Genomic DNA, 26,078 nt, shown 5'->3' on the forward strand with positions numbered 1-26,078 from the left:
TCTGCGCGCATGATCCCGAAAAGTGCGAAGCGGTTTTCGGGATCATGCGACGTCAAGGAATTATTCGAGGCGGCTTATCGCCGCCTCGATATCGGGCGGAACTCAGGAACCCTTGCCGCCGCACTTGCCGGTGGAAACGTTGAAGTTGCCGCAGTTCATCGGCATGCGCCAATCCGAGATCAGGTCCTTGCTGTCAGGCAGGTAATCCGACCATTCCTTGCCGACCACTGCGGGGGTTTGCGAAACGACGTCGAACTGGCCGTTTTCCTGCACTTCGCCGATCAGCACGGGCTTGGTGATGTAATGGTTCGGCATCATGGTGGCGTAGCCGCCGGTAAGGTTTGGAACGGAAACGCCGACGAGTGCGTCGATCACCTTGTCCGGATCGGTCGTACCGGCCTTTTCGACGGCCTTCACCCACATGTTGAAGCCGATATAGGCGGCTTCCATCGGGTCGTTGGTGACGCGCTTGTCGTTCTTGGTATAGGCATGCCATTCCTTGATGAATTCGGCATTGGCGGGCGTGTCGACGGACTGGAAATAGTTCCAGGCGGCGAGATGGCCAACCAGCGGCTTGGTGTCGACGCCGGCAAGTTCCTCTTCGCCGACGGAGAAAGCGACGACCGGAATGTCTTCCGCCTTGACGCCCTGGTTGCCGAGCTCCTTGTAGAAGGGAACATTGGCGTCGCCATTGATGGTGGAGACGACGGCGGTCTTCTTGCCGGCCGAACCGAAGGCCTTGATCTTGGAGACTTCCGTCTGCCAGTCGGAGAAGCCGAACGGCGTGTAGTTGATGATGATGTCTTCGGCCTTGACGCCCTTGGACTTCAGATAGGCTTCAAGGATTTTGTTGGTCGTGCGCGGATAGACGTAGTCGGTGCCTTCCAGAACCCAGCGCTGCACGCCTTCATTCTGCATCAGATAATCGACAGCGGGGATCGCCTGCTGGTTCGGCGCTGCGCCGGTGTAGAACACGTTGCGCTCGGACTCTTCACCCTCGAACTGCACGGGGTAGAACAGGATCGAATCCAGTTCCTTGAAGACCGGCAGGACCGACTTGCGCGACACCGAGGTCCAGCAGCCGAACACGGCCGAGACCTTGTCCTTCTGGATCAACTCGCGTGCCTTTTCGGCAAACAGCGGCCAGTCGGATGCCGGATCGACGACGACCGGCTCCAGCTTCTTGCCGAGAACGCCGCCCTTCTTGTTCTGCTCGTCGATGAGCATCAGCATGGCATCCTTCAGCGTCGTTTCCGAAATCGCCATGGTGCCCGAAAGCGAATGGAGAACGCCGACCTTAATGGTGTCGTCGGCGGCAAAAGCTCCGTGGAATGCGGTCGTCGACATGATGGCGCCCAGAAGCGCGCCGGAGACAAGAGTCTTCAGTTTCATGCGTAGTTCCCCTCTTTTTGTCTGCCCGCAACAGTTCGTAAACAAAGATTAACCGTTGCCTGCCGCGACTATCCGGCAGCGCCAGGGGATTCCACATACGTAATATGACGTAGGAGACGGGGCGAAATGTGCAGTATATCCGCAGTCCACGCACTTAAGGGCCGCTGCATTCCGTGTTACGACGTCGGTTAGATTTGAAGACTGCTGAAGGGTGGGCATGGCGGCGCGGCAACGCATCATTCCGGTGAGACGCGAATATAACCGCTGGGTGGCAAACCAGACGTTGGAAGACTATGCGCTGCGCTTCACCGCCAAAAGCGCCAGGCAATTTTCCTCGCAGCGCATTTCGCAGACGGCAATCGGCGCCATCTCCTTCCTGGCGCTGGAGGCAATCGGCGGCGCCACAACACTCTCCTACGGCACGACCAACGCCTTCTATGCCATCATCGTCGCTAGTATCGTCATGCTGGCGATCGGCCTGCCGATCAGCCGCTATGCCATCCGACACGGGGTCGATATCGATCTCCTGACCCGCGGCGCGAGCTTCGGCTATATCGGCTCGACGATCACCTCGCTGATCTATGCCGGCTTCACCTTCATGCTGTTCGCCATCGAGGCATCCATCATGTCGGGGGCGCTGGAGCTGACACTCGGCATACCCCTGTGGGTCGGCTATATCGTCAGCGCCGTCATGGTGATCCCGCTGGTGACGCACGGCGTCCGTCTGATCAGCCGGTTCCAGCTCCTGACCCAGCCGTTCTGGATCGTCCTCAACATCCTGCCCTTCGTCTTCATCGCCTTTTCCGATTGGGGGAAATTCGACCTCTGGCGGGCGTTCGCCGGTATACATCACGCGTCCGAGGCATCGGGAACGGCCGCTCCCTTCGATCTGGTGGAATTCGGCGCTGCTTCCGCCGTCATCCTGGCGCTGATGTCACAGATCGGCGAACAGGCCGACTTTCTGCGCTTCCTGCCGCCGGAAGGCCGCCGCAAATGGCGGCATCATCTGGTGATCTTTCTCGCCGGTCCCGGCTGGGTACTCATCGGCGCGCTGAAGCTGCTGGCCGGCTCCTTCCTCGTCGTGCTGACGCTAAGTTCCGGCGTGCCGGCCGATCGCGCCGCCGATCCGGCGCAGATGTATCTCACCGCCTTCGGCTACATGATTCCCTGGCACAACGCCGCACTGCTGTTGATGGCCGCTTTTGTCGTGGTCTCGCAGCTCAAGATCAATGTGATGAATGCCTATGCCGGCTCGCTTGCCTGGTCGAATTTCTTTTCGCGGCTGACCCATAGCCATCCCGGCCGCGTCATCTGGTTGGTCTTCAACGTTGCCATTGCCCTGCTGCTGATGGAACTTGGGATCTACAGGCTGCTGGAGGAAACCCTCGGCATCTTCTCCATCATCGCCATGGCGTGGCTCTGCACGATCTCCGCCGATCTCTTCATCAACAAGCCGCTCGGTCTTGCCCCTCCCGGCATCGAGTTCAAGCGCGCCCATCTCTACGACATCAATCCCGTCGGCCTGGGGGCCATGGCGCTCTCGGCGGCGATTGCCCTCATCGCCCATTTTGGCGCGCTTGGCACTATCGCCGCCTCGCTCGCCCCCTATATCACCTTGGTCATTGCCCTCATCGCCTCGCCCACACTCGCCTGGGCGACCAAGGGAAAATTCTATCTCGCCCGCAAGCCGCGCCAAAGCTGGAAGAACCTCGCCACCATCACCTGCTCGGTCTGCGAACATCCTTTCGAGCCGGAGGACATGGCCTGGTGCCCGGCCTATGCCGCGCCGATCTGCTCGCTCTGTTGCTCGCTGGACAGCCGCTGCCACGACATGTGCAAACCGAAGGCGCGGCTTAACACGCAGATCGGCACGGTCGCCAAGACCCTGTTGCCGGAGACCGTCGTCGCCAAGCTCGCCACCCGTCTCGGCCGCTACGGCATTGCAGTCGCGGTGGCGTTGACGGCCGTGGGCGCCATCCTGGCAATGATCGCGCATCAGGTCGGCTCCGCCTCGCCCGAGACGGCGCAAGTGGTCGACCGCACCATCCTGATCGTCTTCTTCGTCTTTGCCGTCATTGCTGGCGTCGTCTGCTGGTTCTATGTGCTCGCCCACGACAGCCGCGTCGTCGCCGAGGAGGAATCCTCGCGCCAAAATACGTTGCTGCTCAAGGAAATCGCCGCGCACAAGAAGACGGATGCGGCTTTGCAGAGCGCCAAGGAGGCGGCCGAAGCCGCCAACCGCGCCAAGAGCCGCTACGTCGTCGGCTTGAGCCACGAATTGCGCACGCCGCTCAACGCGGTACTGGGCTATGCCCAGATCCTCGAGCATGACGAGACCATTCCCGCGCCCCGGCAATCCTCGTTGAAGGTCATCCGCCGCAGCGCGGAGCATCTCTCCGGTCTGATCGACGGGCTACTCGACATTTCCAAGATCGAGGCCGGCCGGCTGCAGGTTTATTCCAACGAGATCAACATCCAGGACTTTCTCGACCAGATCGTCGACATGTTCCGCCCGCAGGCGCAGGCCAAGGGTCTTGTCTTCATCCATGAACGTTCCGCCGCCCTGCCCGATTATGTCCGCACCGACGAAAAGCGGCTGCGGCAGATTCTCGTCAACCTGCTCTCCAACGCCATCAAGTTCACCGATGCGGGCAGTGTGCGTTTCGAGGTCGGCTATCGCAGCCAGGTCGCGAGTTTCACGATCGCCGACACCGGGCGCGGCATCGCCGAGAAGGATCTCACCCGCATTTACGAGCCCTTCCAGCGTGGCGAGGCCGACAGCGTCCGCCCCATGCCGGGCCTCGGCCTTGGACTGACCATTACCCGGCTGCTCACCAATACGCTCGGCGGCGAAATCTCCGTTTCCAGCGAAAAGGACAAGGGTTCGGCTTTCAAGGTGCGCCTGATGCTGTCGGCGGTGATCCGGCCGATGAAGCCGCCGGCGCAGGAACAGCGGATCGTCAGTTACGAAGGGCCGCGCCGTACCATCGTCGTCGTCGACGACAATGAGGATCATCGCGAGCTGATGCGCGAAGTGTTGTCGCCGCTCGATTTCATCGTGCTGACGGCCACCGGCGGGCCGGACTGCCTGACCTTGATCGAGGGCATCAAACCGGATCTTTTCCTGGTCGACATCTCCATGCCCGGCATGAACGGCTGGCAACTGGTCTCGCGGCTGAGGGAGAACGGCCAGATGGCGCCGATCCTGATGCTGTCGGCCAATATCGGCGACCGCGCCGCTGCCAAGGACAGCGACGACAGCCATAATGATGCCATCGGCAAGCCGGTCGATATCCGCCAGCTTCGCGACAAGCTGGCGCTCCATCTCGGCTTGAAATGGATTTATGCCGACGCCTCCGCCCCGGTCGCACTGAGGCCGCCAGCGCCCTTGATAAGCCCGGGGCTGGAGCATGTACGCGAACTGATGCGGCTCGGCGAAATAGGCTATATCAGGGGCATCGAGGCAAAGCTTGCCGATCTCGCCAAGCTTGATGAAAACAAACCCTTTACCGACGCCATGCGCATTCATGTCCAGGCTTTCGATCTTGACGGCTTCCTGAATGTGCTGCGCACCTTCGACACTGAAAAGGTAGAACAGATTGACTGAGCCCGCACTTCCCCGCGACATAGTCTTGCTGGTGGACGATTCGCCGGAAGCTCTCGGTTTCCTGACAGATGCGCTCGAGCAATCCGGCTTCTCCGTGCTGATCGCCACCTCCGGATCGGCGGCGCTCAATATCGTCGAGCGCATCACACCCGATCTCATCCTTCTGGATGCCGTCATGCCGTCGATGGATGGTTTCGAGACCTGCCGCCGGCTGAAGGCCAATGCGGGCATCGCCCAGATTCCCGTCGTCTTCATGACCGGATTGACCGAAACCGAGCATGTTGTGCATGCGCTGGAATCCGGCGGTGTCGACTATCTCACCAAGCCGATCAATGTCGATGAACTGCGCGCCCGCATCCGCGTACACCTGCGCAATGCACGCTCCGCCCAGAGTTCTCGGGTGGCACTGGACGTCGCTGGAAGACATTTGATGGCGGTTCGCCGCGATGGCTCCGTTCTTTGGTCGACCCCGCAGGCAACTCGTCTTGTCAATGCCGCGTCCGGCACCGATGAAGGCTTGAACAGCCTAGCCGCACCGATTGCCGATTTCATCGTGGCACGTGAAAATGCCGGAGCTGTTTACGACACGACATTCGCCGTGAAAATCAAAGGAGAAGCGGCGCTGCAACTTTCGTTTTTGGGCACGATCGGAACCGACGAGTACCTATTTCGATTGACCGCTACGAAACAAGTGCCTGACAACGAGATCCTGCGGCAACGTTTCAAGCTCACGCAACGAGAATCTGAAGTGTTGCTTTGGATTGCCAAAGGAAAAGCCAACAAGGATATCGGAGAGATACTGGGTCTTTCCGCCAGAACCGTGAACAAGCATCTGGAACAAATCTATATTAAGCTCGGCGTGGAAAATCGCTCTTCAGCAGCGGTGATGGCGGCATCCGCGTTTCACGAAAATTGAAATGTCAACTTTTGAGCTGATGGAACGCTCGTGCTCCCATGTGCTCACCGCCGGGTGGGCCGGCCAGAATACCAGGTCCATCGTCCACAGTATTCGCCCGAGTTGCGCGGCTATCCGGCAAGTGGTTTCGCTCACCGCAGCAGCGACGAAATTGGAAATGCAGTGTTAACGATTGCTCAAGCACAATGGTAAGCTATTAGAACCTTTCGCCACTTTGATTCCGAAACCGCGAGCGACATCACACAGATGATCGTCTCGACGTCTCGGGGAGACACCCGCATGCTCCCAAGATTTAGCATTTTCAAGCGCCTCGGCTTCGCTGCCGTGGTGGCATCGCTCTGCGGTGCGGGCCCGGCATTTGCCTCGAGCAATGCATCGGCCATTCCAGGCTGGCTGGCGGGATATGTTGGCGAAGGGAGCGGGCAGATTGCACCAGTCGTGCTGGAACGGGCTCGGGCACTTTATCTGGAAAAGGTTGCAGAGGGACGTGTGAGAAACACATGCTATTTCGCGATGGACGCCACGCGTCCTAACGATCGTACCGGCGGAACGACAGGCGGCCGGTTCTACATGATCTGCGAAGCATCCCGGTCATTCCGCGTGATATCGTCAGGGCATGGTGGTGGCCGCAATCTGCAAGGGGTCGCCAACTTTTCCAATGGGCGGGAGTGTGCAAAAAACTTCGGCAACGCAATGGATTCCAATCTGACGGCCGGTGGCGCATATCTGACAAATGAGATCAAGACGACCTTCAAAGGCTATTATCGTGCCTCTCCCAATCAGGATGCAGTTCTGACGCGCTCGTTCGTGCAGTTCGATGGCATCGGCGACACTGCAAACGCCAGGCAGCGTGCCATCGGTGGACACGCCGCGGCGCTCGTCTCGGGGATATGCATGCAGAAAAAGCCGGAAAGCCCCTACGCAAATCGTCAGGGGTACGTCCCATTCGGCAAACTGGTCACCTATGCGGGCGGCCGCAGCGATGGCTGTACCAGTTGGTCGCCGGAAGATGCCGCGCAAGTGCTGTCGATGGTCAAGGATAACCCGACGACCCTTTATATCTATCCGGAGGCCCGTGACATCAGTGCCGTTGCGCGTGCCATAGCATCTGGCCAATCGCCGGCCAAAAACGGTTCTTACTGGAACGCCTCATGCCTCAGCGAGATCGGCGCGCCACAGTTCTGGCCGAAGGAGAAGCTCGAGCCAATCATCGCCCAATACAAGCAAGATCATCCAGCGCCGCCACCGCGCCCCATTCCCCTTTGCGAAGCTGTGTCCAACTGAGAAGCCGCACGTTCCGGGCAGGACGGCTCTCCATTGATGAAGTTTGCGTTTGCCGAGGCTTGGCACGCGGACAGCAAAATCGTTCCAAGCAGTGTTCCATCTTTAAGATGATCTTGTTTGCCGCGGCTGATTGCGTCCTCTAGCGTCCCCGTTAGTGCTGGCCGCTGAGTTTGCCGCGTTTTGGCTTGCCCGCCCTGCCCTGCCTTTGAGGATAGTGAAGATAAACCATGACCGTCGCACAGTTACCAAACGAGACCGCACTGCCGACACTCGATCTCTCCCGCTTCTACGGCACCTCGGAGGATCGCCAGGCTTTCGTTGCGGAGCTGCGCGGCGTCCTCCACGACCATGGCTTCTTCTACCTGCAGAACCACGGCGTCGATCCGGACTTGATCCGCGATGTGGTGGCGACCGCGAAACGTTTTTTCGCGCTGCCGCTGGAAGAAAAGCTCAAGATCGAAATGGTGAAGTCGCCGCACTTCCGCGGCTATAACCGTGCTGGGCAGGAACGCACTCGTGGCCAACAGGATTGGCGAGAGCAGCTCGACATCAACACTGAAAGCAGCCCCTTCGAGATCGGTCCGGACACGCCAGCCTGGCGGCGTTTGCAGGGGCCAAACCAGTGGCCGGAAGCGCTGCCGGAACTCAAACCGTTGTTGCTTGCCTACCAGGCGGAGGTCACGCGGATCGGTATCGATATTCTCAAGGCGATTGCGGTGGCTCTCGGCCAATCTGAAAACGTCTTTGCGGAGATCTATCAACCGCAGCCTTCACAACTTTTGAAAATCATCCGCTATCCCGGTCGCGACGCTGCCGAGACGGACCAGGGCGTCGGCGCCCACAAGGACGGCGGCTTCGTGACCGTATTGCTTCAGGACACGGTTCCGGGCTTGCGCGTGCGCACGGAGGACGATCTTTGGATCGATGCTCCACCGGTTCCCGGCACCTTCGTGATCAACACCGGGGAACTGCTCGAACTGGCGACGAACGGTTTCGTGCGCGCGGATGTGCATGACGTCGTTGCGCCGCCGGCGGGCGTCGAACGCTTCTCGGTGGCATTCTTCCTCGGCTCGCGACCCGACGCGACAATTCCGGTCATCGATCTTCCAGATGATTTGAAGCTTGCCGAGCGAGGCGTCTCGGTCGATCCGCTCAACCCCATTTTTCGGGAGGTCGGTATCAATCAGTTGAAGAGCCGCTTGCGTTCACATCCCGACGTCGCCCTCGCCCACCATGCCGATTTGCTGACGACGGAGCAGCTTGCTGCCGGCAAATAGGCTGATCGTAATCTTACAAAAGCTTCACTCGCGACGGAGCGCAGTTTGATCTATTAACGTCATTGCTCGGTTGGCGCGAAGCCGAACTGCGTCTCATGAAGGACCATGAGGCGTGATGCGCCTTGTGTTTCTTCTGGAGGAACCGCTGATGCTGACGGACGACAAGACATCATCGATCCCATTTTCACTGTTGAATGTGACCGAGCGGCTGAATTGCATCGACTTCCTGACGACGACAATTACGGATCTTATCTACACCGTCGCGGCCGATACCGATTCAAACACCGTGTTGACGCTCCTTGAGATCAACTGGATGCTCACGGTGATGCGCGAGGAACTCGCGATGTTCGACAATCCGTCAAGCGCCGAGATTATCGACCGTGCCTTTGGCCTGATCCGCGCAATGCAAACGCTGGCAGACGATCGCCCTCTTCCTGGAACCTTTCACTAGCGATCCCGCCTCAGATTCCGTCGTTCTTCCAGGTCTTACCTGCGATCGTCGTGGGGTTCGGCGCTCGACACTTGCGAGCCGTCAGGACCCTTAGTACAAATGTTCAGGATGTTCTTGCGTGAGTGATGATCATGGACGTCGAAAAGGCGATCGCGCTGATCTCTGCGGCCGGTATCGAACTAACGGACAGGCGCCGCATAGCCACCGATGACGGCTGGTCCCTCAGCTTCTCAAACGGAACTGAACTCCAAATAAGCGATACCGGCAAGATGGCGGTTTCTGGCAAAGGCGCCGAGACCGTCGCCCGTCTGCTCGATCTGCCCAGCAAGCGGCATCGAGCAAAACACGACCGCTCACGTCCTCACTCCAACGGTTCGTAGCCGTCGGTGAGTGTTCCGAGGAAAGATACGACATCGTCGATTTCGGCGGGCGAAAGCGCGGGCTCGTCGCCTGCCTTGCGGTCGAAAGGTGGGTCGGTGTTTATGTTGGCTTTTGCCGCCTCCGGCAGATCATCGTATTTATCGACGCTCCCGTCGGGTTTGCGGGGATACCAGCGCTCCGGATGGGTCTCACGTTCCACGTAGAAGCGTACGGCGTCCCGCAAAGAATGAACGTCGCCATTGTGGAAGAAGGTCTTGCGAAGAGCGACGTTGCGCAGCGTTGGTGTGCGAAAGAGCCCGCAATAATCCTCGCGTCCAATGAAATCGGTGCGCAAGGGACCGCATAGGCCAAGATCGTAGAACGCCGGATCCTTGTTCGCAGGAATATCGCGATTACGGGGCACGCCGATGGCGATCAACCCATAATCGGTGAACTGCGGCGGCGTGCCATCATTTCCGCGCTGACTGACATGACAGGAAGCACAATTGCCCTTCTCGGCTGCATTGAACAGGTCCAGCCCCCTTGCCTCCTGTGGCGTGAGCTGAGCCTTGCCGGCCAGTACTGCGTCATATTTGCTCGAATAGGGATAGAAGGTCCGATAGTCCTGCTGAAAGACTTCCAGTGCCTTAACCGAGGTGCGAAAGACGATCGCCGGATCATCGACGGCCTTTGAGCCGGCAATATCGGTGATTGCCTTGGCGTAGCCCGCCGCGAGCACGCGGCCGGCGACCTCCGCTTCGCCTTTATTGCCCATCTCGAAATCAGAAAGCAGGGGAATCCTGGCTTGCTCCCAGCCGCGATCGACCCGGCCGTCCCAGGTCAGACCACCCGTCGGCCCGTTGTCGATGCTTTCGTCGGCTTCGTCCTCGGATTCAAAAAAATGCTCGGTGAAGGGCGGCACCACCTGCAGATATTTGAGCGAGGGCACCGCCCGCAGCCCGGCCTGATGCAAGTCGCCACCGCCAAGCTGCACCGCCAGGTCATTATTCGGCCCAAAGGCGTGGCTTGGGTCGTGGCAGGAGGAGCAGGCCATTTTGCTTGACGCTGACAGGGAGGGATCGAAGAAGAGGGTTTTGCCGAGTGCATACAAGGCCTGTGTTTTCAGCCGCACATCGGCCCGCGACAAAGCTTGGCCTGTGTGGACCGAGGTCATCATGAGCAACAATGAAGCGGCAGCACAGATCCCCACCCACTGTCTTGTACGCGGTTTGGATTGCATCGCTGTGCTCGCGTCCCTTCACTGCAATCTCAGGTCTCCACCTCAAAATCGATAGCTGGGTTTTAGAATCATTTCAATTAGGACTTGCGTTAGCTTCTGCCCCGGATAAGCTGCCGCGTCAGGTGAGGCACGCCCACCCGAACCAGGGGAGATCAGTTCAAATGAAATCGATCACTGCCGCGGCCGTCTGCGCGTTAAGTCTTTCTGTGACGGCTTTTGCCCCTGCCGTCGCCGGCGCCTCTGGCGCAAAGGCGGGACCTGCGCGGAATTCCGCCAGTGATCTGAAGCTGATCGACACCGTGGTCGTGATCTACGCGGAAAATCGCAGCTTCGACAATCTCTATGGCAGCTTCCCAGGGGCTAACGGGGTTTCGAAGGCGCCGGCAAGCGCACGCATCCAGCGCGATCGCAACGGCAAGCCTTTCCGTGAGCTGCCGCCGATCTGGGAGGGTCTCACCGCCAAAGGCGTGACACCACCAGTGACCCAAGCGGAGACCGAGCATCTCCCCAATCGGCCATTCCGCGCGGACGATCCCAAGGGCTTCAACCTCACCTCGAATACGATCACGCGCGACCTCTGGCACCGTTACTATCAGAACCAGATGCAGATCGACGGCGGACGCAACGACAAATTCGTCGCCTATGCCGATTCAGGCGCGCTGGCGATGAGCTCGTGGGACGGCTCGAAGACGGCGATGTGGAAGGTGGCCCAGAAATATGTGCTGGCCGATAATTTCTTCATGGGCGCTTTCGGCGGCTCCTTCTTCAACCATCAATGGCTGATTTGCGCTTGTGCACCCTATTATGCCAACGCCGACACCAGTACCGCCAAGCCTTCGATCGCAGTGGTCGAGCCGGACGGGGTGACGCTTAAGGCCGCCGCCAATTCGCCAAAATCGGCGATCGACGGCATTCCGAAATTCGTCGGCGACGGCAATCTCACGCCCGATTTCTACGCCGTCAACACCATGCAGCCGCCCTATCAGCCGAGCGGTAACGGTCCCGCGCCGGATGGCGACAAAGCATTGGCAGACCCGAACAAGCCAACGACATTGCCGCCACAGACTGAGCCAACCATCGGCGATATGCTCAGTCTCAAGCACGTGACCTGGGCTTGGTATGGCGGGGCTTGGCAGGATGTGCTCGACCACGGCAACAAGGAGCCAGTGCCGAATCTTCAATATCACCACCAACCTTTCAACTATTATGCCAATTTCGCTCCCGGCACCGCAGCCAGGACCGAGCATCTGAGGGATGGCGGCTTGGCCGGCGCTGAGTTCATCAAAGCGATCGATGCCGGCACGCTGCCGCAAGTCTCTTTCTATAAGCCGCAAGGCAACCTTAATGAGCATTCTGGCTATGCCGATATTGAGGCTGGCGACGCCCATATCGCCGATCTGATTGGGCATCTTGAAAAGAGCCCGCAATGGCCGCATATGCTGGTCGTTGTCACCTATGACGAAAATGGCGGCCTGTGGGATCACGTGGCACCGCCTAAGGGCGACCGTTGGGGACCGGGTTCGCGCATTCCAGCAATTATCGTCTCGCCCTACGCGCGGCACGGCTATGTTGATCACACGCCCATGGACACGACCTCGATCCTGCGTTTCGTCACGCGCCGCTTCGAGCTCCCGACGCTGCACGGCATCACCGTGCGCGACGCTGCTATCGCCGCCCATAAGCAGAAGCCACTCGGCGATTTGACCAGCGCACTCATGCTCAAGAACAAGTGAGATGTAGCTGCAGTTTTGGTCCCATCGCTCAGTGAAATGACGGCCCGTGGCTTTCGTGCGACGTTTGTCTGTACCTCTTCGGTGAAGATCGTGGCTCAGACGTTGTATATTGAAGAGGCATTGGACGAGCTTCATGCACTGGTAAGGCCCGCTTCCCTTAAGCGAGACATCAGCCTTTGTCAGTCGCTGTTTTCTCCCGACTTGACTATCACCAGTCTGATCCGCGCAATGACTATCCATTTTACGAAAAAGCGCCCGAATTACCTCCGATTGAAGGCACTTTTTTACCTTTATGACAGCTTCATGACAGCCTGAGCGCGACCTAAATCTCTGATATTCGCGCAATATTCGTTGACGCATTGCATGACGCTGCGCGCAATTTTCGCTTCTGCCGGTCCTATGATGGTAACTTGCAGATCATTTGAGTGATTACAAATGCTGTCGGCTATTTCATCCCGTATTGGCACAAAATTAGCGGTGCTTTCCGCAATCGGCATTCTCATGGTCGCGACCATGCTTCTCGTCGTCTTGTATGGTGGCCAGATGATCGGCGAACGCTCGGCGCTTCTGAAGGATCAACTTATTGTTTCCCGCAATTTGGTTGATGCGAAAGCGTCGCTGCGTGGAATGCAGATCGGCGTTCGCGATCTCCGATTGGCCTCGTCACCGGAAGACCTAGCTAAGGCCGTGGACTATTTGGCAGCGCGCCATCATTCGGTGATCAACTATCTCGATCAAGCGTCAGCCGAGGTAAAGCTACCCACTGATCGGGACCGAGTGCAGACGCTCAAATCCCTGAGTGAAAATTTCTTTGCCATGACAGCCGAACTCGTCGATGTCATGAAGACGAAATTACAGAGCCAAGATGCCTCCCCCGCCATCCAAGCCAAAACAGCGGAGATCCAGGCAAAACTTCTGCCCATCTCCGATCAGGCAGCGAAACTATTCGACGAAGGTGTTGAGGCGGCAAAAAAAGCGGCGAGCCAGGCTGACGACGACGCGAAAGCGGGTGCAACACTGATCCTGCTGCTCAATCTTGGAATCGGATTGCTGGCGATTGTCACACTGATCGTCTCCGCCCTGTACGGTTCAAAGGCGATTGCACGCCCAATCAACGTTTTGACCAACAGCATGAGCGAGCTCGCCGCGGGAAATCTCGACGCAGGAGTTCCCTACGCCAACCGTCACGACGAAATCGGCGCGATGGCGCACGCGATCCAGGTGTTCAAGCAGAATGGGATCAAGGTTCGAGATTTGAACGCCCAGGAAGCCGCGTTGCAGGCCAAGAGCGCCGATCTGCAGACGAGTATCGCTGCAGTTGTGTCCGCCGCTGTTGCGGGCGATTTCACGCAGCGGATCACGAAGACTTATGACAATCCAGACCTCGACCATTTTGCGGCGGGCGTCAACGAACTGGTGGCCTCCGTCGACAGTGGCATTGCCGAGACCCGCCGGGTTATTGCAGCCCTTGCAGAAGGAGATCTGACCGAAACGATGAGCGGAGATTTCCAGGGAGCATTTGGCGAACTGAAGGACAACGTCAACGCAACGATGATCAATTTGCGCTCCATACTTGGCGAGGTATCCCGCGCAATCGAAACGATCAACAGCAACGCCGGAGAGATGCGGACCGCATCTGACAGCCTGTCCAAGCGCACCGAGCAACAGGCGGCCTCGCTCGAAGAAACATCCTCTGCACTCGAGGAAATCACCGTTGCCGTGAAGAATTCCACCGCCCGGGCGTCGGAAGCCAGCCATATGGTCGACGAAGCACGCAAGAGCACGGAGCAATCAAGTTCCGTCGTCAAGGAAGCCGTTGCGGCGATGGGCAGGATCGAGCAAGCCTCAGGCGAGATTGGTCAAATCACCAATGTCATTGATGAGATCGCCTTCCAGACAAACCTGCTTGCACTAAATGCCGGCGTTGAGGCCGCCCGTGCCGGGGACGCTGGCAAGGGCTTCGCTGTCGTTGCTCAGGAAGTCCGCGAACTGGCACAGCGATCGGCAAATGCCGCCAAGGACATCAAGACGCTCATCAATCGCTCCGGCGAGGAGGTCAGCTCTGGCGTAAAGCTTGTCACAGCGACGGGCTCGGCGCTCGCAGCGATTGAAAGTCAGGTCGTCAAGGTGAACGAGCATGTGTATTCCATCTCGACTGCCGCGCGGGAGCAGTCGACGGGTCTTTCCGAAGTCAGCATCGCTGTGAACCAGATGGATCAGGCCACGCAACAGAATGCGGCAATGGTGGAGGAATCGACTGCTGCCACCAACGGCCTGGCAGACCAAGTCAGAACGCTTCGCGATCTCATTGCACAGTTCAAGCTCGGAGCAGCGATGGCGCCGCGTCTGGTTGTTGGGACAGCGAAACCAGTTGCGTCGCCGGCACGGGCACTCGGCCGTAAGCTAGCCAATACCTTCTCCGGCAACACGGCGGTTGCTCGCAAGGCCGATTGGGAGGAGTTTTGATGCGGGACTGGCTGCCCCCTAGTTTCGGCATCGCAGCGGGATACAGAAGTAGGTAGTCACAGACGAAACACGACCCGACATAGCTCGGGTTGTGCTCGCTTTAGAGTTTTGAGGTGCGGTACGGGCGTCATCATACGTGCTGCAGAGAACGGCCTTCTCGTCTCAACGGTGGGTGTCTGAAGTTCGTGAATTCAACACGGTATCAGCATAAAACCCCGCCCCATGGGCTGCCCGATCCAGCTCCTCGCGGAAATCCGGGTGGGCCAGCGCAATCAGTGCCCTTGCTCGCTCGGCCACGGACTTGCCCTTGAGGTTCGTCCATCCATATTCCGTGACGACGATATGCGTGTCGTTGCGCGATGTCGTCACCGGCCCGGTCAGTGCCGGAACAATGCGCGAGAGCGTGCCCTTCGCCGCGGTGGAATGACAGGCGATGATTGACCGCCCTCCCCGCGAAGCATAGGCGCCACGCACGAAATCGACCTGACCGCCGGATGCACTGAACTGCCTGCCGTTCATGAATTCCGAATTGCATGCCCCATTCAGATCGATCTGCAGCGTCGCGTTGACTGACACAGCCCGGTCGTTCCGAGAAATGACGAAAGGATTGTTCACATAGTCGACAGGATGGGCTTCAATGTCCGGATTGTTGTGCAGGAAGTCGTAAAGCGACTGATCTCCCAGCGCAAAGGTGAAGATCGACCGCCCGACATGTGTCTGCTTGCGGCTATTGTCGACCACGCCCGCCTTGACCAGATTGGCAAGCCCCACCGTCATCATTTCCGTATGGATGCCAAGGTGGCGATGTTGCGAAAGCCGCGAACACACCGCATCCGGCAAGGCGCCGATACCCATTTGCAGGCAATCGCCGTCTTCCACCAGGCCTGCAACGATCGCACCGATGGCATCGTCCACTTCATTGCTCGGAGCGGCCGGCAGGATCGGCAGACCGACGTCATTTTCGACCACCGCCGTGACGGCCGATACGGGGATCATGCAATCGCCTCGCACATAGGGCATCTTGGCATTGACTTCGAGGATCAGCCGAATTCCTGGCTTTCGCGATACTGTGAGCGCATAGTCGGTACTTGCGCCGAGGCTGAAATTGCCATCCGCATCCATCGGCGCGACTATTGCAATCAGGGTATCTACTCCGACGTGCTCCACCAGAGAGCGCGGCACCTGGCTGAAATGGCAGGGCACCAGGTCGACAGCCGGCAATGCTTCCGCCGATCGCCTCTTGTCGAGCGCACGCTCCACGCCTCCGTGAAAGTAACTGATCGGAATGATCCGGTGGCAGAGGTCGAAATCGAAGACGCTGGTTCCCGCAACGCCAGTACAAAGAAGATAGTGGAGCCGCACATTGTCGACGGCTCCCGCCCGAGCTCGCTCGGCCAATGCCGCAAGAATGGCAGGCGGCTGACCGGCAGCTATCGGCATCGCCACCTTCGCGCCAGACGGGATCAGAGCGACGGCCTCCTTTGCGGATCTCAGCCGTTCGCGATACTGCATCTGATGGATAGTCGTCATTGGGCCCTCCTCCCGCTGCTATTTTTCAGAATAAATCAGCATCGATTTCCATGTTCACATCCTCACCGGCATTTACGACGGTTGCGGGCGTTATCGTCTGCCGCAAAACATGCTTTATCAAAGCAGCGATCATGCCCTCATAGCAATTCCTGCACAACATCCAGCGAGGATACGGTTGAGCGCATGAAAGCGAAGAATTTCGCTCGATCCATGAGGTTTTCTTTCTTAAGAGGGATACGGCCGCGTGAAGAGCCAGCCATACCGCGACCTGTCTTCAGTTTGGTTTCATCTGGCGGTGGTACCAAACCTCGCGCGAACCAAACGCCCACCCGGTAAATTGTACGCGCAGCATGAGCCATAACCGGTGCTCTGGTCCTGCCTCACTGCCACGAGGCAGGACCTCTTCGTTCGTTTGCGTCCCTTTCGAGGGGACGGCTATTTCCGTCCCCTTGCCATACGTTGGGAGGCCGCTAGGTCACATTACCCAGGCCAGCACTCGGAGGGATAAGTTGGTGTATGATTGGAGCGGCGTCAGGACACGCCGGATAAAGGTACTGAAGGTGGGAATTTCACTTATGATCGCGGCCGCTGCTCTGGCAGGCCCGGCGATGGTGCTGCTTCGGTCGCATCATTGAAGCCCAAGTGCCACATGCCCATGGGCGGCCTGCACAGCCGCGATCCGAAACGGCACACGCCTCAGTGGATATTAATCTCGCATTTCTGAAGCTAGGAGGTTTGCTCTGGTTTAAGCACGCAGCCGGCGATCTACTGTACGTGCTGAAGCGGGGCTCCCATGCGACGGCCGGGAGTCCCGAAACAACCTTGGTCGGGAATGCGGGACTCCCGTCATCGAGCCTGGAGTTTCGCGGCCGCTGTCAAGAAGTCATCGATCTGCTGGGAGCGCCTAGTATTGATGCCGTTTGAAGCCACGTCCCAAGGTTAAGCTGCAATCGGCGCATCACCAGCCAATGCCTGAACGCTAATTTCTCCGATCACCGCTTGCGCACGAACTCGGTGCGCAGGACCAACCCCTTGATCGCGTCATGCCGGCAGTCGATCTCTTCCGGGTTGTCGGTGAGCCGGATCGACCTGATGACCGTCCCTTGCTTGAGCGTCTGGCCGGCGCCCTTTACCTTGAGATCCTTGATCAGAACCACGGAGTCCCCATCGGCCAGCACATTGCCGGATGCGTCGCGGACCTCCGCAGCTTTCGCGGCCTCCGCGGCGATCTCCGAAGCCGGCCGCCATTCGCCGCTCAGTTCGTCGTAGATGTATTCATCGTTCTGGTCGCTCATGTATGCCCGCCGGGTTGCCTTGTTAACTGTGTCAGTTGCCGTCACGCTCGTAGCATGGGCGGCCAAACTTGTGTGAGCCCTCTATCTTGCAAGCGCCATAAAATCAAATCGGCTAGCGTTGTTCGAACTCGGTCGGGTGGTTGCATCAGCCGCTGGAGTGCTTCCTGTTCGGTAACTCCTGTGGAACCTGGCCCTTGTCCCACACAAAAAGCCCCTATCCGGTTAGGGATAGGGGCCAGTTGCCATGAAGTGCTTGATTTCAATCGTCGGAGGCACGTCCGACCATTGAATTAGAACATGATAATGTCGTTTGTGATATACACCCTTTGGCCTGCGGATAGGGCCTGTTCGACATAGAGGCCCTATTCTTGATGGTGCGTGTCGACCGATTTTCGTAGCATCGGTGAGAAACGCGACGACAGCACCCGTTAGCGAAATTCCGGATGAGCGCAATCAGCGCTCTTGCCCGCTCGGCTACTGCAGACCGAACTTCCGAACGGCAAAATCCAGAAAGCTTCGCAGCTTCGGCGTCATCCGCCTGTCAGGTGCATAAAGCACATGCAACGGGCGGGCAGGCGGTTCGTACTCTGGCAAGAGCCTCACCAGGCGCCCGTCCCGGATTTCTTCGACCACCAGCTCGTGCGGCTGCAGTAGTACCCCCATACCGGCAACGGCAGCGGCGCGTAGCGCTTCGCCGCTGTCGGTCGAAAACCTGCCAGCGATCGGGACGGATATGACGCCACCCGGTCCTTCGAACGCCCATTGCGTTCTAAGTGATGTGTGCGAAAACACCAGGCATTCGTGCTGTTGCAGCTCTTCGGGCTTGGTCAGTTTTTCGGCCGACTTCAGATAGGAGGGTGCGGCACACAAAACCAAACGAAGAGGCGCCAGCCCTCTCGTCAGCAGTCGGCTGTCCGGGAGCTCTCCAGTCCGGAAGACAACATCGAAACCCTCCTCCACAAGGTCTACGGTGCGGTTGGTCAGGCTAAGGTCCAATGACACTTCCAGGTGCCGCTTCAAATATTCCGGTATTTCAGGCGCGAGCGCGTGACTGCCGAAAGTGATCGGTGCACTGACTCGAAGTCGTCCTCGCGGGATTGAGCGGGTTTCAGCAATCAGTGCCTCGGCTGCCTCCATCTCCGCCATGATGTTCTTGGCATGATCGTAGAATATGCGGCCACTGTCGGTGAGGCTTTGTCTACGCGTGGTGCGGTTCAGCAGCTTGATGCCGAAATCCTGCTCCAGCGCCCTTAGTTGCTTGCCTGCCAATTGGGATGACATACCGAGTTCAGCGGCAGCAGCCGAAATTGAACCTGCTTCGACGGCTTTCACAAAAACCTGCATGCAAGCCAGTCTGTCCATTTGAAACTCATCGTTTGTTATCATGATCCTGTTCGAAAATTTATTCCCAATATTTTCATATGTACAAGTGCCTTCCATCTGATCGCGGTTGCCTTCCGCAAAGCCTGCGGTAGGCCCAATTCAAAGGAGCACTTGATGTCATCATTCGCGAAAAAAGCAGTTGTAGCCGCCGTCATGGGCAGCACTGCGCTGGCCTCAAACGCAGCACCCACCAGTGCGTCCGAGGTCGAAAAGCCTGTCGTTGTGCTTGTGCACGGCGCTTTTGCCGACGGATCGGCATGGAACAAAGTCATTCCACTCCTCCAAAAAGAAGGGCTCAAGGTTGTTTCGGTGCAGAACCCGCTTACGTCGCTGGCAGATGATGTAGCAGCCACGCGGCGCGCGCTGGATACGCAGACCGGTCCGGTCGTTCTGGTGGGTCATTCCTGGGGCGGCGTCGTCATCACGGAGGCTGGCCAGCACGAGCACGTCAAATCGCTGGTTTATGTCGCCGCGTTCGCTCCCTCGGAAGGTCAATCGGTTGCGGATTTGTCCAAGGACTATCCGGTTCCCTCGGGTTTCGCCCACATCATCGCGGATAAAGAGGGTTTCCTGACACTCAGCCTTGAAGGGGTCGCACAGCACCTAGCCCAGGATCTTCCGGCGGATGAAACACGGCTGATGGCGGCCACGCAAGGTCCTGTCCGCGGCAAGAACTTCGAGGAGAAAGTAAGCGATGCTGCCTGGAAGACGAAGCCTTCATGGTACATCGTCAGCGAGCAGGACCGCATGATTCAGCCGGATCTCCAGAAAGCGATGGCAAAGAAAATCTCGGCCCATGTCGTGAGCTTGCCGGCAGGACACACGCCGCAACTATCGCAGCCTGCGGAAGTAGCAAAAGTGATTCTGGCGGCGACGGCCGATCTGTCGAAATAGCAACACATGATGCGCGCTGGCATCAGCGTGCCGCTGTTAATCTATGCCTTTCGTGAGCTCAGTGCAGTCTGCGCTCACAGAACGCACGCTTGGCAGCGTTGCGACGACTTTGCCCATCGCCAACCGGGCGCCTCCTGACAGCCTTCTGTTCAAGCATCCACTTAGATGCAAGCCTTGCAGGGATTTGGCTTCCGCTTCGATCATTCCGCTGCACTAACAAGCGAAAGCCATAGATGACCGCTCTTGAGGAACACGAACCGTGATCCCAAGATCAGCGATGCTGAAACAGCTTGAAGTGCTCGATTTAAGCGGACATTCGATTGCCGAGGACAAATTTGTATCGCTCTGGCCGGATGAAAAATTCCGACCACTCAGCGCAGGCACCATGATCGAAATAAGAGGTTCGTTCGAGGACAAGCAAGACCGCATTTGCGGCAACGCCGATCAAGGACGATATTCGAGATGGGACAGCGCGCGCGCCGATCGCTATCTCGGCGGAGCCAATATCGGCGCCCGCTTTGTCTTTGAGGAGGGCATAGGTCGGTCGTTGTTCGGCCGTTTCCAGATCCAGCTCGGCCATGACGGCGGGCATGAGACTTCGGCCTAAGGCTATGGGCTCGTCATCTACCATGTGAAGGCGCTCCAACAGCGCGCATTTTGCTCCTAACAACGAGACAAACGCCGACGGCGTTTCAATCGCGGTCAGTTCGACGATCCGCATCGTGGCATCGAAGCCCTGCACTTTCAGTGACTCGTGAAAGCTGCGCAGGGTATCGATCTGATGGCGGACCTGCTTGCCGGCGACGAACGTGCCCTTGCCTTTCCTACGCTCGATCAGCCCGTCCTTATCGAGCTGCTCAAGCGCGAGGCGGACGGTGACGCGGCTGACGTCGAAGCGCACCATGATCTGCGATTCCGATGGCAGTCGCCCCGAGGGCTCATATGCCCCTTCGGCGATCTCGCGACGAAGGCGATCGGCGATCTGGAGATACATTGCCACCGGATTGTTGCGTATCAGGCTCATCTATTTTCCATCGAGGTTAAAAAGACCACGGACTCTTGCAGCTTTGGAATACCGTTCTCCTTTGCCGCCGGACAAGGGAAGGCTCCGCGTTGATAACTTGTATTATAATGTATTAAAAACTGGGGCAATTCCAACGTCGGATTATTCGAACGCGATATGGCATTTGTTTCCCCAGCACGGCAGCTTTCACGCGGCGCGACTTTTTCGGTGAATGGCATGGGTTTCTACTATCCCGAAAGCCGACGCAGCATATTCGAACGGTTTTCCCTGGAAGCCCGTCCGGGAGAATTTGTCGCAGTCCTCGGTCCCTCCGGATGCGGCAAGTCGACATTGCTCAATCTGTTGTCCGGCTTCCTGCGCCCACAAGCGGGTCATATCACCATAGACGGGGCGTCGGTTGTGCCGGAGCATCCGGCACTCGGATATGTGTTCCAGTCACCCAATCTTTTCCCCTGGCTGAGCGCCCTGGAAAATGTCCGCTTTGGCCTTCGTATGAATCGTAAGGGATCGCTACAGGAGCAAAAGGCCGTCGCCCTGCATTTTCTGCGGCTTGTCGGCCTGGGAGAACATGCGGACGAACCGCCTCACCGATTGTCGGGCGGCCAGCGTCAGCGCGTCGCGCTTGCGCGCTCGCTGGCACTTGAGCCGCGCCTTCTGCTCATGGATGAACCGTTCGCAGCACTCGACGCCATGACGCGCTCTTCCCTCAACGACGAACTGCTCCGCATCTGGTCGAGCTTGGGCCAGACCGTGCTGTTCATCACGCATGACATCGACGAAGCGATCTATCTGGCGGATCGCGTCCTGGTCCTCGGTCTGCCTCCGACCGGCATCACGGCAGAAGTGACAATCGATTTGCCGCGTCCTCGCGATCAGCGAGGCACGCGAGCCAATCCTTTGTTTGCGCAACTGCGCGAACGGCTCGCCGAACAAATCGCCGCCGTCATGATCAGCAATCAACGCGTTACCTGAAGGGAACCATCCGATGAAACGCATTCTACCTGCAGCTCTTCTCGCGCTTGCTGCTGCCTGGCCCGCTGGTGCGCAGGAACCTTCGCCGCTTCGCATCGGCTGGGTCCAAGCCATGGCGAATGCGCCGGCCCTCATCGCCGAGGAGAAAGGCTACTTTCGGGAAGAGGGATTGAACGTCGAGCTCAAGGGTTTTGGCGACGGCCCCGTCATTCAGCAGGCGGTGGCGGGAGGGGAAATCGACGTGGCCTATATCGGCGCCCCGCCCGTCTATCAATGGGCCGCGCGCGGGCTCGAAGCGAAGATCATCGCCAAAGTGAACTATGGTCAGGCAGCCTTGATCGCAAAAGCGGATGGCTCCATTCAATCGCTCTCAGACCTCAAAGGCAAGAAACTCGCTGGCGTCAACAGAGGAAGCGGCATGGACGTGCTGCTGCGCGGCTTCGTCCTGAAGGAGACTGCCGGCCTCAATCCGGACACCGACCTCCAATTATCGCAGATGCCCGTGGGCAACATGAACTCTGCCCTTGATACAGGCGTGGTGGATGCAGCCTTTTCATGGGAGCCATTCATCAGTCAGTCTGTGCTTCGCGGCACTGGCCGGGTCGTATTCGACGTGAATGGCGCCCTGCCGGGCTATCCATGGTATGTCGTGGCAGCACCTGCAAAAACGTTGAAGGAGCGGCCGGACGACCTCGTCAAATTGCTGCGGGCCAATGCCAAGGCCATCGCATTTCTCCGGGAGAACCCCGAGGAGGCCAACCGGATCATCGCCCGGAGTTTCAAGCTGGAATCCGTGAAGGCCGCGGACGGAAGCGTGGTTCCGCCGGAAGCGATCGTTGCGGAAGCCAGGAAACGCCTTGGCTGGTCCGCTGAAATCGAGCTGTCCGACCGCGCCTTCATCCAGCGCCTCATCGATTACTCCGTTAACCTCGGCATTCTCAATAAGCCGTTGAACGTCGATGACATCATTGACGACAGTTTTGCCGCGAAAGCGGCCGCTCAGCGGTGAGATCCGATCGATGAAGAAATTGACAGCGCGGCGGCGTTTTCCGCAGCCGTCCTGGCGCTGGGCAGCGCTTCCCTTCCTGCTTGCCGTGTGGTGCCTCGCCGCCAGCAGGGTTCCGTCTTACGTGCTGCCACAGCCCTGGGAGGTGGCAGCCGAGGGATTGCGCTGGATCCAGTCCGGCGAGCTCAGCCGCCAGTTTCTGGCCAGCTTGTTGCGTGAGTTCGGCGGCTTCGGCGCGGCTGTCCTGGCGGCTCTGCTCATAGGGGTATCCGCCGGACTTTGGCGGCCGTTCCGGGAGTTCGCTCAGCCTTTGCTCGGCCTGTTCATGGCGATCCCTCCGATTGCCTGGGCGCCGCTCTCCCTGATCTTCTTCGGCCTCGGCTATCTCTCGATCGCCGTTGTCATATTCATAGCGTCGGCTTTTCCGATGGCTTTGACGATCCAGGAGGGCGTGCTTTCCATTGGCGGTGGGGAGGTACGCGCAGCCCGCATTCTGGGTGCCAAACGGTTTCAACTGCTGGCCCACGTGTATTTTCCTGCCTCCCTCCCCTTCCTGATCGCCGCATTGCGCATCGGCTTTGCGCAGGCATGGCGCGCGCTCGTCGCCGCCGAGATGATCGGCGCCTCCCAAGGGATCGGCTGGATGGTCGCGATGGGCGGGCAGGTCGGCAATTCGGCGCAGGTGCTTCTCGGCATCGCGCTGATCGGACTCATAGCGTGGCTCATGGAGAGCCTCGTATTTCGACGGATAGAGCGCAGCTACGAAGGCTGGCGCGGACAATAACGGACTTCTCCCATGACAGAGACTTTGCAGCACAAGGCATCCGAGGCCACCGCCCATTCCCCGACGGGCCTTGCCGCCTATTTCGACACCCTCCCCTTCCTCGGCCGTCTCACCTGTCAAAGACAGACGCTGACCGCGGGCGAGTGGACCGAACTGGAACTCGTCTATGAAGTCGGCGCTGTCGGTCTTGCCGATGGGGCATGGCTGAAGCTCGCCTTCAAGTTCTATTCCGATTGGGCACTGTTTCAGACAACGGACCCGACTGGCGCCAACTACGTTTCCGCCGAATATCACGCCGGGCCACTGGCTCCTGGCCAGAGTCCGGCAACTGTGCAGGCGCTGAAGGTGCGTTTCGATCAGAAGGGACACGAGCGTCCTTTCCAGAAGGCCGTTATCGTCGATGTCGTCGATGGCTACATCAATCCCGGCGACAGGATCGTCATCCGCCTTGGAGATCGACGACAGGGCGGCGCCGGCACGCGGGTGCAGACGTTCGTGGAAAAGGCCTTCCGATTCCGGCTGTTCATAGATCCGCTGGGCAGCTCGAAATTTGCCGAAGTGCCGGGCGACTGCAAGCTCGAAATCCTGGCCGGCCAGCCCCACGCCCTTCAGGTCATTGCGCCGCGCCTTGTTGGCCTCGGCCAATCCTTCGATGCGATTGTGCGCGTCGACGACATATGGGGAAACACCTGCCGCGATCGCAATTTGCGGGGCACGCTCGTGATCACCGCTCCGGACGCGACCCAACGCACAGAGCCGATCGCGCTAGCCGCGGAGGACTGGACATTCGCGCGGATTTCCGGGCTTTCCTTCACCGAAGCCGGCGAGTGGAAACTGGAAGCATGGCTCGACGGCGAACCCTTTGTCGCAGCGGCCATCGCCTATGTCCAGAGTGAAGAAGGCGCATTGCGTCCTCTCTACGCGGATCTGCACGTTCATTCCGACGACACTGTCGGAACCAACGACGCGACTTACAATCTCACCTACGGACGAGATATCGCCGGGCTTGACGTAGTGGGCTACACCGTCAACGACTTCAACATCACCGAAGCGAATTGGAACAAGGCCGTGGAAATTATCCATGGCCTCAACGAGCCCGGCCGCTTCGTCTGTTATCCGGGAACAGAATGGTGCGGCAACTCTGCAGCCGGCGGCGACCGCAACGTCGTCTTCCTTCGTGATGGCAAGCCGCGCTTCCCCTTTGATGAAAAAGGACAGTCCCTCCGCTCTTTCGAATGGAATGAGACGACGGCCGGAACGATCCGACCCGGCGTGTGGCCAGTAGACCGGCTCCATGCCGCCTATGAGGACGATCCGGAGGGCCATTTGCTGATCCCGCATGTGGGCGGCCGGCGCTGTATTCTGGATTGGAACCATCCGGAGCTGGAAAGGCTCATCGAGATCGGTTCCGCCTGGGGGCAATTTCACTGGCTCTACACCGAGGCGCTCGCACGCGGATACAGGGTCGGCGCCTCGGCCGCGAGCGACGAGCACCAAGGCCGATGCGGCGGCGGCGCGCCGGCAACCGGAACTTTCGGTTCGCGCGGCGGGTTGACGGGCGTCATCGCAGACCGTTTCGACAGGGCCGGCGTCGGCAGCGCACTCAGGGCACGGCGCACCTTCGCCACGACAGGCGAGCGGAGTTTCGCTGTTCTGTCCCAGGGAAAGCATTTCATGGGCGAGGCGTTCAACGCGGAACCTGACGAGCCGCTCTCCTACCGTCTGCTCGGCCATGCCGGCTGGGAAGAGGTTCAACTCTATGATGGCGATCGCCTCGTGTGGAGCCGCGATCTGCATGCAGAGGCCGGCCTCAGCGAACGCAACGTCCGTATCCGTTTCGGTGGCGCTCGCATCAAGGATCGCTATCGGGCAGCCTATTGGAGCGGCGATGTCGCCGTGACTGGCGCGGCGCTCCTTGATCTGTATGGGGTCGGCTTTGACCATCCTGAACAGAGCGTGTGGCGCACCGGCCTCGGCAAGCTCGGCTTTAGAACGGCAACGCACGGCGATATCGACGGAATTGAGTTCACGCTTTCGGACCTAAGCGACGCTCACATTACCATCGACGCCAAACTCCACGGCTACAGCAAGATCGGCGACCCGCTTCAGCCACCACCACATGTGCATGCCCCCGAAGCAAGGCTGGAAGTCAGTGGGAAAAATCTGATTGCAAAGGGCTCGATCACACTCGATCTGCTGGGCGTCGAGCTGCGTCTGATCGTGGAAAGGGTTACAGACCAACCGCTACCAAGAGATCTCGCGGGCGAGATTTCGTTGCACAAACTTGAACTCGATCCGGGACGAGAACACCCGCTGTTCCTGACGGCGCGTCAGCGGGATCAATCTCGAATTTGGACGTCTCCGTTGTTCTTGAAGTCTCGGTAGTTGATGCTCCTAGTTGATGGTGCAGGTCATATTGGCATATTCGTCAGCGCCTCCGCCATGTGTTTGGCAGAGGCCGCCG

At 58.8% G+C, this 26,078-nt stretch carries 19 protein-coding genes; 13 read left to right on the forward strand and 6 right to left on the reverse strand.

Annotation, left to right across the window (positions count from 1 at the left end; genetic code table 11):
- Positions 1–102: 102 nt before the first annotated feature.
- Positions 103–1,392 (reverse strand): urea ABC transporter substrate-binding protein, encoded by a 1,290-nt coding sequence (urtA, locus tag N2601_RS27765; RefSeq protein WP_260304408.1) that lies wholly within the window; start codon positions 1,390–1,392, stop codon positions 103–105.
- Positions 1,393–1,609: 217 nt separating this feature from the next.
- Between urtA and N2601_RS27770 the strand changes: the two genes are divergently transcribed.
- The 6 genes from N2601_RS27770 to N2601_RS27795 all read left to right on the forward strand — a co-directional run bounded on the left by N2601_RS27770 (position 1,610) and on the right by N2601_RS27795 (position 9,307).
- Positions 1,610–4,999, forward strand: coding sequence for a hybrid sensor histidine kinase/response regulator (locus tag N2601_RS27770; RefSeq protein WP_104827587.1), 3,390 nt, complete (start codon positions 1,610–1,612; stop codon positions 4,997–4,999).
- Positions 4,992–5,915: a response regulator transcription factor gene (locus N2601_RS27775; protein WP_104827588.1), complete on the forward strand. Its 924-nt coding sequence runs from the start codon at positions 4,992–4,994 to the stop codon at positions 5,913–5,915. Before N2601_RS27770 ends, N2601_RS27775 begins: the two co-directional genes overlap by 8 nt.
- A 279-nt stretch (positions 5,916–6,194) precedes the next feature.
- Positions 6,195–7,199, forward strand: coding sequence for a murein L,D-transpeptidase catalytic domain family protein (locus tag N2601_RS27780; RefSeq protein ID WP_260304409.1), 1,005 nt, complete (start codon positions 6,195–6,197; stop codon positions 7,197–7,199).
- A gap of 227 nt (positions 7,200–7,426) precedes the next feature.
- The gene (locus N2601_RS27785) at positions 7,427–8,476 is read left to right on the forward strand and encodes an isopenicillin N synthase family dioxygenase (protein WP_260304411.1); all 1,050 of its coding nucleotides are present in this window, start codon (positions 7,427–7,429) and stop codon (positions 8,474–8,476) included.
- A gap of 115 nt (positions 8,477–8,591) precedes the next feature.
- On the forward strand, positions 8,592–8,927 hold the full coding sequence (locus N2601_RS27790; protein ID WP_104827591.1) for a hypothetical protein: 336 nt from the start codon (positions 8,592–8,594) through the stop codon (positions 8,925–8,927).
- A gap of 122 nt (positions 8,928–9,049) precedes the next feature.
- Positions 9,050–9,307 (forward strand): hypothetical protein, encoded by a 258-nt coding sequence (locus tag N2601_RS27795; RefSeq protein ID WP_260304413.1) that lies wholly within the window; start codon positions 9,050–9,052, stop codon positions 9,305–9,307.
- On the opposite strand, the gene N2601_RS27800 is transcribed toward N2601_RS27795, so the two are convergent.
- Positions 9,289–10,527, reverse strand: a complete 1,239-nt coding sequence (locus tag N2601_RS27800; RefSeq protein ID WP_104827592.1) for a cytochrome-c peroxidase — start codon at positions 10,525–10,527, stop codon at positions 9,289–9,291. The two genes, N2601_RS27795 and N2601_RS27800, sit on opposite strands and share 19 nt — an antisense overlap.
- A 161-nt stretch (positions 10,528–10,688) precedes the next feature.
- Here N2601_RS27800 and N2601_RS27805 point away from each other — a divergent pair, with 161 nt between their 5' ends.
- Complete coding sequence (locus tag N2601_RS27805) at positions 10,689–12,260, forward strand: acid phosphatase (RefSeq protein ID WP_104827593.1); 1,572 nt, start codon at positions 10,689–10,691, stop codon at positions 12,258–12,260.
- 435 nt (positions 12,261–12,695) lie between these two features.
- Positions 12,696–14,726: a methyl-accepting chemotaxis protein gene (locus N2601_RS27810; protein ID WP_104827595.1), complete on the forward strand. Its 2,031-nt coding sequence runs from the start codon at positions 12,696–12,698 to the stop codon at positions 14,724–14,726.
- A 162-nt stretch (positions 14,727–14,888) separates the two neighbouring features.
- Here N2601_RS27810 and N2601_RS27815 read toward each other — a convergent pair whose 3' ends face one another.
- The 3 genes from N2601_RS27815 to N2601_RS27825 all read right to left on the reverse strand — a co-directional run bounded on the left by N2601_RS27815 (position 14,889) and on the right by N2601_RS27825 (position 18,913).
- Positions 14,889–16,256, reverse strand: a complete 1,368-nt coding sequence (locus N2601_RS27815) for an acetyl-CoA hydrolase/transferase family protein (RefSeq protein WP_104827596.1) — start codon at positions 16,254–16,256, stop codon at positions 14,889–14,891.
- A gap of 992 nt (positions 16,257–17,248) precedes the next feature.
- Positions 17,249–17,551, reverse strand: a complete 303-nt coding sequence (locus N2601_RS27820) for an alkylphosphonate utilization protein (RefSeq protein ID WP_104827597.1) — start codon at positions 17,549–17,551, stop codon at positions 17,249–17,251.
- 474 nt (positions 17,552–18,025) lie between these two features.
- Positions 18,026–18,913 carry a LysR family transcriptional regulator gene (locus N2601_RS27825; protein ID WP_104827984.1) on the reverse strand — a complete coding sequence of 296 codons (888 nt, stop codon included), beginning with the start codon at positions 18,911–18,913 and terminating at the stop codon, positions 18,026–18,028.
- A gap of 135 nt (positions 18,914–19,048) precedes the next feature.
- On the opposite strand from N2601_RS27825, the gene N2601_RS27830 reads away from it, so the two are divergent.
- Positions 19,049–19,828: an alpha/beta fold hydrolase gene (locus N2601_RS27830; protein WP_104827598.1), complete on the forward strand. Its 780-nt coding sequence runs from the start codon at positions 19,049–19,051 to the stop codon at positions 19,826–19,828.
- A gap of 304 nt (positions 19,829–20,132) precedes the next feature.
- Here N2601_RS27830 and N2601_RS27835 read toward each other — a convergent pair whose 3' ends face one another.
- Positions 20,133–20,852 (reverse strand): GntR family transcriptional regulator, encoded by a 720-nt coding sequence (locus N2601_RS27835; RefSeq protein WP_104827599.1) that lies wholly within the window; start codon positions 20,850–20,852, stop codon positions 20,133–20,135.
- 156 nt (positions 20,853–21,008) lie between these two features.
- Between N2601_RS27835 and N2601_RS27840 the strand changes: the two genes are divergently transcribed.
- The 4 genes from N2601_RS27840 to N2601_RS27855 are packed head-to-tail and all read left to right on the forward strand — an operon-like array spanning position 21,009 to position 25,999.
- Complete coding sequence (locus tag N2601_RS27840) at positions 21,009–21,824, forward strand: ABC transporter ATP-binding protein (RefSeq protein ID WP_445945020.1); 816 nt, start codon at positions 21,009–21,011, stop codon at positions 21,822–21,824.
- A gap of 13 nt (positions 21,825–21,837) precedes the next feature.
- Positions 21,838–22,833, forward strand: coding sequence for an ABC transporter substrate-binding protein (locus N2601_RS27845; protein WP_104827600.1), 996 nt, complete (start codon positions 21,838–21,840; stop codon positions 22,831–22,833).
- Positions 22,834–22,843: 10 nt separating this feature from the next.
- Entirely contained in the window at positions 22,844–23,614 is a 771-nt protein-coding gene (locus tag N2601_RS27850; RefSeq protein WP_104827601.1) for an ABC transporter permease, read from the forward strand.
- 12 nt (positions 23,615–23,626) lie between these two features.
- Positions 23,627–25,999, forward strand: a complete 2,373-nt coding sequence (locus N2601_RS27855; protein WP_104827602.1) for a hypothetical protein — start codon at positions 23,627–23,629, stop codon at positions 25,997–25,999.
- The last annotated feature ends 79 nt before the right edge of the window (positions 26,000–26,078 follow it).

Source organism: Rhizobium sp. CB3060 (genome assembly GCF_025200735.1).
Taxonomy (GTDB): domain Bacteria; phylum Pseudomonadota; class Alphaproteobacteria; order Rhizobiales; family Rhizobiaceae; genus Rhizobium.

Excerpts from the sequence above, each read along its gene's own strand:
- urtA (WP_260304408.1), bottom strand. The coding sequence starts at position 1,392 with ATGAAACTGAAGACTCTTGTCTCCGGCGCGCTTCTGGGCGCCATCATG.
- N2601_RS27770 (WP_104827587.1), top strand. The coding sequence starts at position 1,610 with ATGGCGGCGCGGCAACGCATCATTCCGGTGAGACGCGAATATAACCGC.
- N2601_RS27780 (WP_260304409.1), top strand. The coding sequence starts at position 6,195 with ATGCTCCCAAGATTTAGCATTTTCAAGCGCCTCGGCTTCGCTGCCGTG.
- N2601_RS27785 (WP_260304411.1), top strand. The coding sequence starts at position 7,427 with ATGACCGTCGCACAGTTACCAAACGAGACCGCACTGCCGACACTCGAT.
- N2601_RS27790 (WP_104827591.1), top strand. The coding sequence starts at position 8,592 with ATGCGCCTTGTGTTTCTTCTGGAGGAACCGCTGATGCTGACGGACGAC.
- N2601_RS27800 (WP_104827592.1), bottom strand. The coding sequence starts at position 10,527 with ATGCAATCCAAACCGCGTACAAGACAGTGGGTGGGGATCTGTGCTGCC.
- N2601_RS27805 (WP_104827593.1), top strand. The coding sequence starts at position 10,689 with ATGAAATCGATCACTGCCGCGGCCGTCTGCGCGTTAAGTCTTTCTGTG.
- N2601_RS27810 (WP_104827595.1), top strand. The coding sequence starts at position 12,696 with ATGCTGTCGGCTATTTCATCCCGTATTGGCACAAAATTAGCGGTGCTT.
- N2601_RS27815 (WP_104827596.1), bottom strand. The coding sequence starts at position 16,256 with ATGACGACTATCCATCAGATGCAGTATCGCGAACGGCTGAGATCCGCA.
- N2601_RS27820 (WP_104827597.1), bottom strand. The coding sequence starts at position 17,551 with ATGAGCGACCAGAACGATGAATACATCTACGACGAACTGAGCGGCGAA.
- N2601_RS27825 (WP_104827984.1), bottom strand. The coding sequence starts at position 18,913 with ATGGACAGACTGGCTTGCATGCAGGTTTTTGTGAAAGCCGTCGAAGCA.
- N2601_RS27830 (WP_104827598.1), top strand. The coding sequence starts at position 19,049 with ATGTCATCATTCGCGAAAAAAGCAGTTGTAGCCGCCGTCATGGGCAGC.
- N2601_RS27835 (WP_104827599.1), bottom strand. The coding sequence starts at position 20,852 with ATGAGCCTGATACGCAACAATCCGGTGGCAATGTATCTCCAGATCGCC.
- N2601_RS27840 (WP_445945020.1), top strand. The coding sequence starts at position 21,009 with ATGGCATTTGTTTCCCCAGCACGGCAGCTTTCACGCGGCGCGACTTTT.
- N2601_RS27845 (WP_104827600.1), top strand. The coding sequence starts at position 21,838 with ATGAAACGCATTCTACCTGCAGCTCTTCTCGCGCTTGCTGCTGCCTGG.
- N2601_RS27850 (WP_104827601.1), top strand. The coding sequence starts at position 22,844 with ATGAAGAAATTGACAGCGCGGCGGCGTTTTCCGCAGCCGTCCTGGCGC.
- N2601_RS27855 (WP_104827602.1), top strand. The coding sequence starts at position 23,627 with ATGACAGAGACTTTGCAGCACAAGGCATCCGAGGCCACCGCCCATTCC.